This is a genomic window from Streptomyces sp. x-19, from assembly GCF_046549115.1.
Taxonomy (GTDB): domain Bacteria; phylum Actinomycetota; class Actinomycetes; order Streptomycetales; family Streptomycetaceae; genus Streptomyces; species Streptomyces albulus_C.
On the sequence record NZ_JAJPWK010000010.1, the window covers coordinates 144,528 to 157,948 of the forward strand.

The 13,421-nt window shown below is 74.4% G+C and carries 15 protein-coding genes; 4 read left to right on the forward strand and 11 right to left on the reverse strand.

Features of this window, described 5'->3' with window-relative positions; all coding sequences use genetic code 11:
• The first annotated feature begins 6 nt into the window (after window positions 1-6).
• Window positions 7-618, forward strand: coding sequence for a TetR/AcrR family transcriptional regulator (locus ACLJT4_RS23480; RefSeq protein ID WP_038518492.1), 612 nt, complete (start codon window positions 7-9; stop codon window positions 616-618).
• A gap of 28 nt (window positions 619-646) precedes the next feature.
• Here the strand turns inward: ACLJT4_RS23480 and ACLJT4_RS23485 are convergent, their stop codons facing one another.
• From ACLJT4_RS23485 to ACLJT4_RS23525, 9 genes are all read right to left on the reverse strand, one after another.
• Window positions 647-1,861 carry an acyl-CoA dehydrogenase family protein gene (locus ACLJT4_RS23485; RefSeq protein ID WP_411124844.1) on the reverse strand — a complete coding sequence of 405 codons (1,215 nt, stop codon included), beginning with the start codon at window positions 1,859-1,861 and terminating at the stop codon, window positions 647-649.
• Between the two features lie 7 nt (window positions 1,862-1,868).
• A complete protein-coding gene (locus ACLJT4_RS23490) occupies window positions 1,869-2,918 on the reverse strand; it encodes a phosphotransferase family protein (protein ID WP_275465358.1) in 1,050 nt (349 codons plus the stop codon).
• A gap of 157 nt (window positions 2,919-3,075) precedes the next feature.
• A complete protein-coding gene (locus ACLJT4_RS23495; protein WP_016573478.1) occupies window positions 3,076-4,032 on the reverse strand; it encodes an MBL fold metallo-hydrolase in 957 nt (318 codons plus the stop codon).
• Window positions 4,033-4,177: 145 nt separating this feature from the next.
• Window positions 4,178-4,543, reverse strand: a complete 366-nt coding sequence (locus ACLJT4_RS23500) for a DUF202 domain-containing protein (protein WP_411124847.1) — start codon at window positions 4,541-4,543, stop codon at window positions 4,178-4,180.
• A 14-nt stretch (window positions 4,544-4,557) separates the two neighbouring features.
• Window positions 4,558-4,941: a YidH family protein gene (locus tag ACLJT4_RS23505; protein ID WP_233658066.1), complete on the reverse strand. Its 384-nt coding sequence runs from the start codon at window positions 4,939-4,941 to the stop codon at window positions 4,558-4,560.
• A gap of 4 nt (window positions 4,942-4,945) precedes the next feature.
• On the reverse strand, window positions 4,946-5,497 hold the full coding sequence (locus ACLJT4_RS23510) for an NUDIX domain-containing protein (protein WP_411124849.1): 552 nt from the start codon (window positions 5,495-5,497) through the stop codon (window positions 4,946-4,948).
• Between the two features lie 65 nt (window positions 5,498-5,562).
• A complete protein-coding gene (locus tag ACLJT4_RS23515; RefSeq protein ID WP_411124851.1) occupies window positions 5,563-6,354 on the reverse strand; it encodes a glucose 1-dehydrogenase in 792 nt (263 codons plus the stop codon).
• Window positions 6,347-7,006 (reverse strand): TetR/AcrR family transcriptional regulator, encoded by a 660-nt coding sequence (locus ACLJT4_RS23520; protein ID WP_411124853.1) that lies wholly within the window; start codon window positions 7,004-7,006, stop codon window positions 6,347-6,349. The genes ACLJT4_RS23515 and ACLJT4_RS23520 overlap by 8 nt, the downstream gene beginning before the upstream one ends.
• A gap of 151 nt (window positions 7,007-7,157) precedes the next feature.
• Entirely contained in the window at window positions 7,158-8,054 is an 897-nt protein-coding gene (locus ACLJT4_RS23525) for a DMT family transporter (protein WP_016575377.1), read from the reverse strand.
• Window positions 8,055-8,386: 332 nt separating this feature from the next.
• On the opposite strand from ACLJT4_RS23525, the gene ACLJT4_RS23530 reads away from it, so the two are divergent.
• Together ACLJT4_RS23530 and ACLJT4_RS23535 are read left to right on the forward strand one after the other, a co-directional pair.
• Window positions 8,387-8,998: a helix-turn-helix domain-containing protein gene (locus tag ACLJT4_RS23530; protein WP_411125008.1), complete on the forward strand. Its 612-nt coding sequence runs from the start codon at window positions 8,387-8,389 to the stop codon at window positions 8,996-8,998.
• Window positions 8,995-10,281: an MFS transporter gene (locus ACLJT4_RS23535; RefSeq protein ID WP_411124855.1), complete on the forward strand. Its 1,287-nt coding sequence runs from the start codon at window positions 8,995-8,997 to the stop codon at window positions 10,279-10,281. The genes ACLJT4_RS23530 and ACLJT4_RS23535 overlap by 4 nt, the downstream gene beginning before the upstream one ends.
• Window positions 10,282-10,338: 57 nt before the next feature.
• On the opposite strand, the gene ACLJT4_RS23540 is transcribed toward ACLJT4_RS23535, so the two are convergent.
• On the reverse strand, window positions 10,339-11,151 hold the full coding sequence (locus tag ACLJT4_RS23540; RefSeq protein ID WP_411124857.1) for a response regulator transcription factor: 813 nt from the start codon (window positions 11,149-11,151) through the stop codon (window positions 10,339-10,341).
• 125 nt (window positions 11,152-11,276) lie between these two features.
• The gene (locus ACLJT4_RS23545; RefSeq protein WP_411124859.1) at window positions 11,277-11,684 is read right to left on the reverse strand and encodes a (2Fe-2S) ferredoxin domain-containing protein; all 408 of its coding nucleotides are present in this window, start codon (window positions 11,682-11,684) and stop codon (window positions 11,277-11,279) included.
• A gap of 148 nt (window positions 11,685-11,832) precedes the next feature.
• On the opposite strand from ACLJT4_RS23545, the gene ACLJT4_RS23550 reads away from it, so the two are divergent.
• Window positions 11,833-13,263 carry a cytochrome P450 gene (locus tag ACLJT4_RS23550; RefSeq protein ID WP_411124860.1) on the forward strand — a complete coding sequence of 477 codons (1,431 nt, stop codon included), beginning with the start codon at window positions 11,833-11,835 and terminating at the stop codon, window positions 13,261-13,263.
• Window positions 13,264-13,421 lie beyond the last annotated feature (158 nt).

Below are 13,421 nucleotides of genomic sequence, written 5' to 3' on the forward strand. Positions count from 1 at the left end.
AGAGCGATGGCCGGCATCAAGGAAGGCGCCAGCAACGGCGGCGGCGCGGCGAAGCCCGTCGCGCAACGACTGCTGGCCACCGCCACCAGGCTCTTCGCGGAGCAGGGCTACGACCGCACCTCGGTCCAGGAGATCGTGGACGCGGCGGGCGTCACCAAGGGCGCCCTGTACCACTACTTCGGTTCCAAGGAGGACCTGCTCCACGAGGTCTACGGGCGGGTGCTGCGGCTCCAGCAGGAGCGGCTGGACCGGTTCGCGGACGCCGACGCGCCGGTGGAGCAGCGGTTGCGGGACGCCGCCGCCGACGTGGTGGTCACCACCATCGAGAACCTCGACGACACGAAGATCTTCTTCCGCTCGATGCACCACCTCAGCCCGGAGAAGGACAAGCAGGTGCGGGCCGAACGGCGGCGCTACCACGAGCGGTTCCGGGCGCTGATCGAAGAGGGCCAGCACACCGGGGTGTTCAGCGCGGACGTCCCCGCCGACCTGGTCGTCGACTACCACTTCGGTTCGGTGCACCACCTGGGCACCTGGTACCGCGAGGACGGGCCGCTGAGCCCCCAGCAGGTCGCCGACCACCTGGCCGGACTCCTCCTGCGGGCCCTGCGACCGTAACGGGCACGTTCCCCGGAATACCCCCGCCCTACAGGTACCGCTTCAGCTCACGCCGTGCCAGTGAGCGCTGGTGCACCTCGTCGGGGCCGTCGGCCAGCCGCAGCGTCCGGGCGGCGGCCCACAGTTCGGCCAGCGGGAAGTCCTGGCTGACGCCGCCCGCGCCGTGCAGCTGCACCGCCTTGTCGAGGATGTCCACCACCGTGCGCGGAGTGGCGATCTTGATGGCCTGGATCTCGGTGTGCGCGCCCCTGTTGCCGACGGTGTCCATCAGCCACGCGGTCTTCAGCACCAGCAGCCGCAGCTGCTCCACCGCCACCCGGGCGTCCGCGATCCACTCCTGGACCACGCCCTGCTGGGCCAGCGGCTTGCCGAACGCCGTACGGTCCACCGCCCGCCGGCACATCAGCTCGATCGCCCGCTCGGCCATCCCGATCAGCCGCATGCAGTGGTGGATCCGGCCGGGCCCGAGCCGCGCCTGCGCGATGCCGAAGCCACCGCCCTCCTCGCCGATGAGGTTGCCCACCGGCACCCGGACGTCCTCGAAGACGACCTCCGCGTGCCCGCCGTGGTAGTGGTCCTCGTAGCCGTAGACCTGCATGGCGCGTTTGACGGTCAGGCCGGGGGTGTCCCGAGGCACCAGCACCATCGACTGCTGGCGGCGCGGGTCCGCGCCGTCCGGGTCGGTCTTGCCCATCACGATGAAGATCCGGCACAGCGGGTTCATGGCCCCGGAGATGTACCACTTGCGGCCGTTGATGACGTAGTCGTCGCCGTCCCGCTCGATGCGGGTCTCGATGTTGGTGGCGTCCGACGAGGCGACCTCCGGCTCGGTCATCGCGAACGCCGAGCGGATCTCACCCGCCAACAGCGGCTCCAGCCACCGCTTCTTCTGCTCGTCGTCGCCGAACTGCGCCAGCACCTCCATGTTGCCGGTGTCCGGTGCCGCGCAGTTCAGTGCGGTCGGCGCCAACTGCGGGCTGCGGCCGGTGATCTCGGCCAACGGTGCGTACTGGAGGTTGGTCAGCCCCGCGCCGTGCTCCGCGTCCGGCAGGAAGAGGTTCCACAGGCCCTGCCGGCGCGCCTCGGCCTTGAGGTCCTCCACCACCTGCGGGGTGTCCCACGGCGAGGCCAGCGAGGCCCGCTGCTCGTCCGCGACCCGTTCCGCCGGGTACACCCGGTCGGTCATGAACGCGTCGAGCCGGGCGCGCAGTTCCTCGGTACGGGCGTCGAATGCGAAGTCCATCGGTGCCTCAGCCTTCCTTGAGGGTGGTCAGTCCGCGGTCGATGAAGACGGGCACCAACTCGCCGATCCGGTCGAAGCCCGCGCCGACCGTCTGGCCGAGCGTGTAGCGGTAGTGGATGCCTTCGAGGATCACCGCGAGCTTGAACCACGCGAAGGCGGTGTACCAGGCGATCCGTCCGACGTCCCGGCCGGAGCGCTCGGCGTAGCGGGCGATCAGCTCGTCCGGGTCGGGGTGGCCCGGTGCACCGCTGGTGGTGCTGACCGGCGACCCGGGCAGGCCCAGGTCGGTGCAGTACATCGCCAGCAGCCCGAGGTCGGTCAACGGGTCGCCCAGCGTGGACATCTCCCAGTCCAGCACCGCGGTGAGGGTGTCGCCGGCGCCCACCAGGACGTTGTCCAGCCGGTAGTCGCCGTGCACCACGGTCGGCGCGGGGGAGGTGGGCAGGGCCCGGCCCAGCCCCTCGTGGAGCGCGTCGATGCCGGGCAGGTCGCGGTTCTTGGAGGCCGCCAGCTGCTTGCCCCAGCGCCGCAACTGGCGCTCCAGGAAGCCGTCCGGGCGCCCGAAGTCGCCCAGCCCGGCCGCCGCCGGATCCACCGCGTGCAGTTCCACCAGCGTGTCGACCAGCGACAGCACCACCGCCCGGGTCCGCTCCGGCCCGAGCGGGGCCAGCTGTTCCACGGTCCGGTACGGGGTGCCCGCCACCAGCTCCATCACGTAGAACGGCGCGCCGATGACGGACTCGTCCGTGCACAGCAGCAGCGCCTCCGGCACCGGCACCGCGGTGTCGTGCAGTGCGCTGATCACCCGGTGCTCGCGCCGCATGTCGTGCGCGGTGGCCAGCACGTGGCCGAGCGGCGGGCGGCGGACCACCCAGGAGGCGGTGCCGTCGGTGACCCGGTAGGTGAGGTTGGAGCGCCCGCCCTCGATCAGCTGCGCGCCGAGCGGCCCGGAGACCAGGCCCGGCCGCTCCCGGTCCAGGTGCTCCCGCAGGCGCTCCGGATCGAGGCCGGGGGGTGCCTTTCCGGCGGCCGGCGGGGGCGGGGTGCCGTTGCTCATCGTGCTTCCTCCGTACGGAGTGGACGGTCGGACGGTCCAGGGCCGGCGGGCCCGTCCCGCCTGATCATGCCGACTAGTCGGTATGGCGTCCAGTGTCCGTCCGTGGGGCGTCGGTCACCCGATGCGTTTGCGCCACCCCGCGCCCGCCCCGGCCGGCTCAGGCGTGGCAGGCCGGCGGCACCCCGCCGTTGAACTCCGCCATCGCCCCGAACCCGGCCACCGCGTCCAGCGGCGCGCCCGGCGCCGCCCCGTCCAGCTCCGCGTACGCCCGCAGGAGGTTGGCCACCAGCCGCTCGTGCTCCTTCAGCTCCGCGAACGCGCCGAGCTCGGCCTCCCGGGCCACCTCCAGCGGCGTCCGCCCGGCCGCCCGCCCCGTACGGGCCAGCTCCGCGACGAACCGCAGGTACCGTTCGACCTCGTCGTAGACCTCCGGTCCGGCCACCGGACCGTGTCCGGGCACGACCGTCTCCGCGCCCAGCGACCGCAGTACCTCGATCGCCCGCAGCGACCCGGTCAGCGAGCCCATGAAGAGGAACGGGGTGCCCCCGTTGAAGATCAGGTCCCCGGTGAACACCACCCGCTGCTGCGGCAGCCAGACGATGGTGTCGCCGGGCGTGTGCGCCACCCCCGGGTGGATCAGCTGCACCTCGACGTCGCCGGCGTGCACCGTCAGCCGGTCCTCGAAGGTGACCTCCGGCGGGGTCAGGACGATGTCGCCGTACGGCACCTCGGGCCACACCGCGTGCAGTTGGTGGCCGGCGGCCAGCAACTCCCGGCGGCAGGCCGCGTGTCCGATGACCGTCGCCTCGGGGGTGAACACGCCGTTGCCGTAGGTGTGGTCGCCGTGGTGGTGGGTGTTGACGAGGGTCCTCGGGGTGGGGGCGCCGCTCTCCGCGATCCGGCGGCGCAGCAGCCGGGCCCGGCGCTCGGTGGCGGCGGTGTCCACGACCAGGGTGGCGGTGCCGTCGGTGACGAAGCCCGCGTTGTTCAGGCACCAGCCGCCGTCCGGCTGGATGAACGCGTGCACGCCTGGGGCGAGTTCGGTGAGGTAGGGCTCGGGGAGGTCGCCGTCGGTGTCGGCGGCGGTCTCCGGAGCGTGCTGGTGGTCCGTCATGTCCCGCTTTCGGGTGGGGGGTGGTTCGGTCCCGCGCGGACGTCGTCGTCGCTGGTCGGGTCCGGCGCCGGCGCGGTGCCGTGCGGCCCCGCCGTGACGATCCGTCTGCCGCGCGGCACTCGTAACGGTACCTGCGGGCCCGACCTCACCGTCCCGGCGCCAGCAGTGCCGCTCCGCACACCGCCAGTCCGACCGTGCAGCCGGCCACCAGGAGGGCCGGGCGTGGCGACAGGGCGGCCGGGCGGCCGGCCGTCAGCGCCCGCATCCGGCGGTGCGCGACGACCGCGAACGCCCACCACAGCAGCGCCACCAGCACCATGAGCACCGCCTCGACCGGGCCCGGCGCGCCACCGCGCAGCACCTGCCGGCCGGCCAGCACCGCCGCCACGGCGGCCGACAGCACCGTCCGCCGCCACGCCAACCTCGTCCGCTCCGGCTGGAGTCCGGGGTCCCGGTCCGCGACCGGCCGCGACGCCCCGCCGCTCCGCCCGGCCTCCCCGGGTGCGCCCATCGCCCCGGCCCCCGCTAGTCGGTCCGGCCGAGCAGCGTCAACGCCACCACCGCCACCGCGAGCCCTGCGACGCACAGTGCCAGCACGGTGGGGAAGCGGGAGAGCGGCAGGTCCTCGCCGCGCCGCATCGCGCGCTCGCAGCGCACCCAGTGGTTGACCGCCCGCAGGGCGCACAGCGCCCCGCCGACCAGCAGGACGACGGTGAAGGCGAGCCGCAGGCTGCCGTGCAGCCGGGGCAGGAACTGGTCGACCGCGAAGCCCCCGCCGATCAGCGCCAGTCCGGTGCGCAGCCAGGCGAGGAAGGTGCGTTCGTTGGCGAGCGAGAAGCGGTAGTCGGGTGTGGTGCCCTCCTCGCGCACCCGCTCCGGGAAGAACCACAGTCGGAGCCCGGGGCCCATCGGATCAGACCTCCCCGGCCGCCCGCCGGGCGAGCAGTTCCCGGTACGCGGCCAGCCCGTCCGGGGTCCACGCCCACGCGTCCAACTGCCGGGCCAGCTCCTCCTCCGGCAGGAAGGCGTGCCAGTCGATCTCCGACTCCTGGGGCGCCACCGGCAGTGTGCAGCGCACCTGGTAGACCGCGGACCACCAGGTGTGCTCGGGCGTCTCGTACAGGAAGCGGAACAGCGGCTCCGGACGCGGCAGTCCGGACACCCCCAGTTCCTCCTCGGCCTCCCGCAGGGCCGCCTCGTCGTACGTCTCCCCAGTGCCCACCACGCCGCCCACGAACATGTCGTAGTGCGAGGGGAACACCAGCTTCTGCGGCGTCCGCCGGTGGACGAACACCCGGTCGTCGGCGTCCCGGACCAGGACGAACGCGCACCGGGTGCGCAGCCGGCGGGCGTACGTCTCCGCCCGTGGGGCCTGCCCCACGACCCGGTCCTGCTCGTCGACGACATCGAGGACTTCGTCCGCGTTGAGCGGCGCCTGCGCGGTGTGCGGTGGGTGATCGGTCATGGGGCCATGCAACCACCCGTGGCGGCCCGCGCACCTGCCGGGGCGCGCCGCCACGGGCAGCAGGCTCACTGCCCCATGACGTACTTCACGGTCGGGCCGGTGGTCCAGCCGCCGTCCACCGCCAGCTCGGCGCCGGTGATGTACGAGGCGGCGTCGGAGAGCAGGAAGACCACCGCACCGGCGATCTCGTGCGCCTCGCCGACCCGGCCCATCGGGGTGTTCGGGTAGTTGCCCTCGCCCACCTGGATGCCGACCTGGGCGGTCATCGGGGTGTAGGTCATTCCGGGGTGCACCGAGTTCACCCGGACCCGGGCGGTGCCCCACTCCACCGCGCCGATCTTGGTCAACCCGCGGACGCCCCACTTCGACGCGCCGTAGCCGCCGGTCATCGCCAGGCCCATGAGCCCGGCCGCGGAGGAGATGTTCACGATCGACCCGGCGCCGCGCTCCTTCATCGCCGGCTGCACGGTCTTCATGCCGATGAAGACGCCGGTGAGGTTGACGTCGAGGACCTTGCGGAAGAAGTCGACCGAGACCGTCTCCAGGGGCGCCCCGGTCGATATCCCGGCGTTGTTCACCAGTCCGTCGATGCCACCGAACTCCGCCACCGCGAAGTCCGCGACCCGCTGCCAGTCCTCCTCGGAGGTCACGTCGTGGGCCAGGAAGCGGGCCCGCTCGCCCAGCCGGGCCGCGGTCGCGGTGCCCTCCTCCTGGAGGACGTCGGTGAGGACGACGTTGGCGCCGGCCGCGACGGCCTGTTCGGCGGCCGCGGCGCCCAGCCCGCGGGCCGCGCCGGTGAGGATCACGGTCTTGCCGCTCAGGTCCGCGGCGGGGGCCGCCTTGATGGGCTCACTCATGGGGAACTCCTTCGGTTCTGGGGGCGGCGGCGAGCAGGAACGCGGTCGTCGTCCCGGTGAGGTCGGCGAGGAACAGTTCCTCGCCCGTCAGGGGTGCGGCACCGTCCAGGTAGTGCCGGGCCCGGTCGGCCATGCCCGCGCCGATCAGCGTCAGCGCGAGGTCCAGCCGCTCCAGCCGCACCGCCTCCGGCAGTCCGGCGGCGGCCAGCGCCTCCTCGACCCGGCAGATCAACCGCCAGTACGCGGTGCCGGCGAGCGTCGGGTGCGGGACCCGGGTGCGGACCCCGCTCTCGTGGCTGAGCTGCGCGGAGATCCGCAGGCAGCGTCGGCCCTGGTCGGTCCGCAGCTCGGTGGCCTCGGCGGTCACCAGCAGCGCGATCAACTCCCGCAGCGCCGGTCCGTCGTCCGCGGCCGCGGCCGCGGCCAGCAGCGGCGCCAGGGCCGCCTCCGTACGGGCCAGTCGGCCGGACATGACGGCGTCCAGCAGTCCGGCCCGGGAGCCGAAGTGGTACTGCACCGCCGACGGGTTGTTCTGGCCGGCCAGCGTGACGATGTCGCGGATCTGCGCACCGTCCACGCCTTGCGCCGCGAAGACTTCCTCGGCGGCACGGATCAGCTTCTCCCGGGTCTCGGGGCCTGATGTCCTGGGCATGCCCCCGATTCTAATGCCCGACATTAATAAACCGGGAAGGGGGCGTCGGAAGTTTCCCGACGGGCGTGTCGGCGGGCCCTCGGGCGGGCCTGGAGGCCGTGCGGCCCGGCACGGTCGTCGGGGCGCGTTGCGGCGGGGGAGTCGCCCGTGCTCAGCGCGGCGGGCACTCCTGCGCCGCGCTGCTGGGCCCGGCCCCCGGCGGCATGGCCGGATGGCTGCCGATCAGGACGATTCCCGCCACCACCGCGGCGATGCCGGCCGCCTGGAAGGCCAGTGCCCCGGTCGTCACCCGGAGCTGGTCGCCCAGGAAACCCACCCCGCAGAGGATCCCGGCCAGCGGCTGGGCGGCGGTCAGCGCCGGCAGCGACATCCGCAGCGGCGCCGACTCGAAGGCGCTCTGCACCAGCACCAGCGCCACCACCCCCAGCACCACGATCGCGTACGGCTGCCAACTCGTCAGCAGCGCGTGCCAGCCGCCCGCGGTGAACCGCAGCCCGCTGATCCGGGTCAGCGCGTCCTGGAGGCCGTAGAGCAGCCCGGCCGCCACGCCGAGCAGCGCGGCCTCCAGGCTGACGTGCACCCGCTCCCGTTTGGCGACCGCCGCCAGCACCAGGGCGGTGGACGACACCCCGCCCATGATCAGCCACTGGGCCAACTGGCCCACCTCGCTGTTGTGCCCGCCGTGTGGTTGCCCGGCCACGATGAACGCGGTCACCCCGCCCGCCAACAGCAACAGGCCGGCCCAGCCGCTGCGGCCCAGGCGCTGCCGGGAGACCCGCCGGGCCAGCGCCATCGCGAACAGCAGGTTGGTCGCCATCAACGGTTCGACGAGGGTGATGTCCCCCATCCCCAGCGCCACCGCGCCCAGCGCCATCCCCGCCACCATCAGCGCGATCCCGGCCACCCACCGGGGCATCCGGACCAGGTCGAGCAGCAGTCGGAAGGAGAGGTAGTCCTGTGGCGGGGCGTGCTGGGCCGCGAGCTGCTGGAAGACGAACCCGGTGCCCAGACAGCATGCCGCGGCAAGGGCGAGCAGGATCACCGTCACGTCGCACACCTCGTATCGCGCGGGGCGGGGGATGCGCCCGAGGATAGTCAGCCGCGATGGCCGAAACGCGTCCCTCGACCCCGCCATTCTCGCGCGTACCCGTCTGTACCACCGGCGGTCCTCCGTGCGGCACCACCGCCCGCGGAGCCGGTCGCCCCGCCCCGGCCTGCGCCCCCCGAAGCACCTCGCCCCCGCCGTCGCCCCGCCAATTCCAGGGAGAGCTTTGCAGAGAAACCTATGCAGAGAACTCTCTGCATCTCTACGCTGACGCCATGACCCACGACGACGCCCGCCCCGAAGAGCCACCGCCCGCGCCCCGCCCCACCCGTCGGATGGACGCCCGCAGCCTGCGCGGCCTCGCCCACCCGCTGCGGATGCGCATCCTGGAACTGCTCACCCTCGACGGACCGGACACCGCCACCGGCCTGGCCCGCCGGCTCGGCGAGAACACCGGCACGGTCAGCTGGCACCTCCGCCACCTCGCCGACCACGACTTCATCGAGGAGGAGACCGGCCGCGGCACCAAGCGCGAGCGCTGGTGGCGGGCGGTGCCGGTCTCCCGTCAGCTGAACACCACCGACTTCCGCGACGACCCGGACGCCCGCGGCCCGCTGGCGCTCTACGTCCACGAACTCGTCCAGCAGCACTTCCAGCAGGTCACCGGCTACCTCGCCGAGGACTGGGGCCCGGAGTGGAAGGACGCCGGCATGGTCGCGCAGTGGCCCGACCTGACCCTGACGCCCGACCAACTCGCCGCCATGAACCGCGAGTTGGAACAGGTCGTGCTCCGGCACCGGGCCGCCGCCGCGCAGGCCGACCCGGACCGCGAGGCGCCCGCGGCTCCCGGTGCGTCGGCCGCGCGGCCCGTCATCGTCCAACTCCAGTCCTTCCCCCGCAGGCCCGGCCCGGGCCGGGCCGGGGACGACGGGCGGACCGGGTCATGAGCGGCCTGCTCCGTCGCCACCGGGACTTCCGGCTGCTCTGGTGCGGCGAGACCGCGGGCAAGTTCGGCGCCGCGGTCACCGGGGTGGCGATGCCGCTGACCGCCGTCGCCGCGCTGGGCGCCGACACCTTCTCGGTCGGCGCACTGAGTGCCTGCGGCTGGCTGCCCTGGCTGCTGATCGGGCTGCCGGTCGGGGTCTGGGTGGACCGGGTGCGCCGCCGCCCGCTCATGGTGGGCGCCGCCGCGCTCTCTGCGGTGGTGTTCGCCGCCGTCCCGGTCATCGCCTGGTGCGGCGGGCTCAGCCTCGCGCTGTTGACCGGCGCGGCCCTGCTGAGCGGCGGCGCCGCCGTCGTCTTCCAGACCGCGTACAGCGCCTACCTCCCCGGCCTCCTCGCCCCCGCCGACCAGGCCGAGGGCAACGCCAAACTGCACGGCAGCGCCTCGGCGGCGCAGCTCGCCGGGCAGGGCGCGGGCGGCTTCCTGGTGCAACTCGCCGGCGCCGCCAACGGGTTGCTGGCCAACGCGGCCACGTTCCTGGTCTCCCTGCTGTGCCTGTCGGGCATCCGGCACCGGGAGCCGCGGCCGACCGGCGCCGGTGGGCGCGCCCGGCGGCCCCTGCGCGCCGAGGTCGCCGAGGGGCTGCGGTGGGTGTCCGGGGACGTCTGGCTGCGCACCCTGACGCTCTTCGGCGCCGCCTCCAACCTGTCCCTGATCGGGTACCAGTCGATCCTGCCGGTCTTCCTGGTCCGCGAGGTCGGACTGTCGCCCGGCACCGTCGGGACCCTGCTGGCGGTGGCCGGCACTGGCGGCATCGCGGGCGCCTTCGCCGTCCGTCGCGTCGCCGCCCGGATCGGCACCGCTCGGGCCACCCTGGTCTTCGAACTCGGCCTGCCCGTAATGGCGTTGCTGATCCCGCTCGCCACCGCTGGGCCCGGCGCCGCACTGTTCGTGGTCGGCAGCTTCGGCGTCTCCGCTGGCGTGGTCGGCGGCAACGTCCTCAAGGCGGGCTTCCAGCAGGCGTACTGCCCGCCCGCGCTGCTCGGCCGGGTCACCGCCAGCGCCGCCTTCCTCAACTACGGCACGCTGCCCCTCGGCGCCCTGCTCGGCGGCGCGTTGGGCGCGGCGCTCGGCGTCCGTCCGGCCCTGTGGATCACCACCGCCGGCGTTCCGCTCGCCGCCCTGATCCTCGTCGCCTCCCCGGTCCGCACCGCCCGCGACCTGCCGTCCCGCCCGTCGGTAGGGGACGCCGACGGTCCCGCCGCCGACCTGCTCGCCCGCTCCTGAACGCACCGCGGCCCGGCGGTCCGCACCGGCCCGGCCGCGCCGCCCCGTCGAGGAGCCTCACCCGTACTGCCGCACGTCCCGCGGCGCACCGCCCATCGGAGCCGGCTCGCCGACCAGCGCGTCCTCGGGCACCCCCACCACCTCACCGCCCCCGGGATCGAAGCGGTAGCCGGCGCCCCACACCTCCGTCAGCAGCCGCGCCGCGGCCGGCTCCCGGTCCACCTCCGCACGCAGCGCCGCCACCCGCGCCGCCACCGTCGACAGGTCGCCGAAGTCCCGCCCCCACACCCGGCGCAGCAACTGCTCCCGCGAGAAGACCCGCCCGGGGTGCCGCATCAGGAACGCCAACAGCGCGAACTCGTGGGAGGTGAGGGCGAGTTCCCGGCCGGCGCGGGCGGCCCGCCCCGTTCCGGGGTCCGCGCTCAGCTCACCGACCCGCAGCACCGGCGCCCCGCCGGCCGGGGTCGCCCTGCCGGCCCCGTGCAGCGCCGCCGCCACCCGCGCCACCGACTCCCGCGCACCCACCGGCCCGGCCCCGGCCGGCTCCGCGGCTTCCGCCGCCGTGCCGGCGGGCCCGGTCAACGGCACCAGGAGGACCGCGGCCCCGTCACCGCTGCGCCGCAACCGGCGCCGCAGGCGGAGCGCCTCGATGCCCGGCAACGCCGGATCGAGGACCACGGCGTGCGGGTGGAAGTCGGCGGCCAGTTCCAGCGCGGTGAAGCCGTCGGTGGCGTACGCGGTGGTGTGGCCGGCGCCGGCGAGCGCGGCGGTGACCGCCGTGGCGACGGCCGGGTCGTCCACGACGACCAGGACGCGGTGCGGCGGCCCGGGGGAGCCGGCCGGGGGAACGGGCGGCGTCGCGCGGGGCACGGCTCAGCCCGCCGGGCCCGGGCGGCGCGTCCGGGGGCGCGCCATCAGGCGAGGGCTCATACCTCCAGCCAACACCCGCCCGCGCGCCGCCGCGCGCCGGGGCCGGCCCCGCCCCGGGGCGCCGGCTACTTCTCCAGCTGTTCCCGCACCCGGCGGGAGACCGTCAGCGCGTACAGGTCCAGGACGCCGGGCGGCTCGGCGAGGCCCGGCCCGCCGGCCCGTATCCAGGCGGCGATGTCGGCCAGCGCGTCGTCGTCGTTGACCAGTCCCAGCCATACCGGTCGGCCGCCCGCGGCCCGCCCGGCCGCCGAGGGCTGCACCACGACCACGTTCGCCTGGTCGCAGACGTCCAGGCACTCCGAGGCCCGGACCGGCGCCGCCCCGTCCAGCGCCGCCCGCAACCGGGGTATCTGCCCGGCGTGGTCGACCCCCGGGATCTTCGCCGCGTCCCCGCAGCAGCAGCCGCGGCAGACGGTCACCCGGCACTGTTGCGCGGTGGCCCGCCCCGCCCGTCCGGCCCGCTTTTCGATCATCCGGCCATGCTACGTGCCCGCCCTGCACCACCCACCGGTCCCCGGCCACCGATCCCGCCACCCCGGGGCGCCGCCCCCGCCCCGCCCGTTGCGCACACCACGGCAGCGCACGACATTCCCAGGCCCGTTCCTGGATAGGAATCGGGGCATGTCCCTGACCAATTCACCGACTCCGGCCGACCCCGAAGCGGAGCGGGCCTCCCGGCAGCCCCGCCCGACCGCGATACCCGGCCCCGCGGGCCTCCCCGTGATCGGCTCGCTGCTCGACCTCCGCCGCGACTCCCTGGGCGCCTTCTTAAAGGCCCAGCGCGAACACGGCGACGTGGTCCGCCTGGAGGCCGGCCCACCCGGACTGCGCAGCGTCTTCTACGCCGTCTTCGCGCCCGAGGGCGTCCAGCAGGTCCTCGGCACCCAGGCCGCCAACTTCCGCAAGGACCACCCGCTCTACGAAGAGGTCCGCCAGTCGTTCGGCAACGGCCTGCTCACCAGCCAGGACGACGACTACCTCCGACAGCGCCGGCTGGTGCAACCGCTGTTCACCAAGCGCCGGGTCGACGGCTACGCCGCGGCCGTGACCACCGAGGCCGACGCGGTCACCGCCCGCTGGCGGTCCGCCGAGGGCGACGTGGTCGACCTCGTCGCCGAGATGAACCGGCTCGCCCTGCGCACCGTCGCCCGGATCCTCTTCGGCCTCGACGTGGAGGCCGCGGTGGACACCATCCACCGCTGCGCCCCCGTCATCAACGACTACGTGGTCCGGCGCGCCTACACCCCCCTGAAGGTCCCCCGCGACTGGCCCACCCCCAGGAACCTCACCCACCGCAAGGTCACCACCGAACTCAACGCGCTGTGCGACCGGATCATCGCCGAACGCCGCACCGCCTCCGCCACCGGCACCGCCGCCACCCCGGACCACAACGACCTGCTCTCCCTGCTCGTCGCGGCCGGCAACGAGGAGGACGGCACCCTCGACGCCACCGAGGTCCGCGAACAGGTCCTGATCTTCCTCCTGGCCGGCCACGAGACCACCGCCACCTCCATGGCCTTCGCCCTCCACCTGCTCGCCCGGCACCCCGCCGAGCAGACCCGGATCCGCGCCGAACTCACCCGCGTCCTCGGCGACCGCACGCCCACCGCCGCCGACCTGGACCGACTCCCGCGGCTCACCCAGGCGTTCAAGGAGGCCATGCGGCTCTACCCGGCGGCCGCCGTCGTGGGCCGTCGCGCCGTCGAGGCCACCGAGGTCGCCGGCCACCGCCTCCCGGCCGGCGCCGACGTCGTCGTCGCCCCGTGGGTCACCCACCGCCACCCGGGCCTGTGGGAGGACCCCGAGCGGTTCGACCCGGACCGCTTCGCCCCCGAACGCGAGGCGGAGCGCCACCGCTACGCCTGGTTCCCGTTCGGCGGCGGCCCGCGCGCCTGCATAGGCCAGCACTTCTCGATGCTGGAGTCCGTCCTGGCGCTGGCGACCCTGCTGCGCTCCCACGAGCTGACGGCCGTCGACCAGGACGTGCCGGTCGCCGCCGGCATCACCCTCCAGGCGACCGGTCCGGCCCGGGTCCGCCTGCGCGCCCTCTGACGGGGGCCCGGGCGGGAAGGTAAACGCAACAAAAATAGCGTTTGCCTTCCCGCCCGCCACCCCTTACGGTCGTGTCCGTCCACCCCGCCCGGCATCGCCCGGCGGGGCTCCCTCCCGACAGGAGAAGGCCGTTGCTCGTCTGAGGTCCGGAAGACACC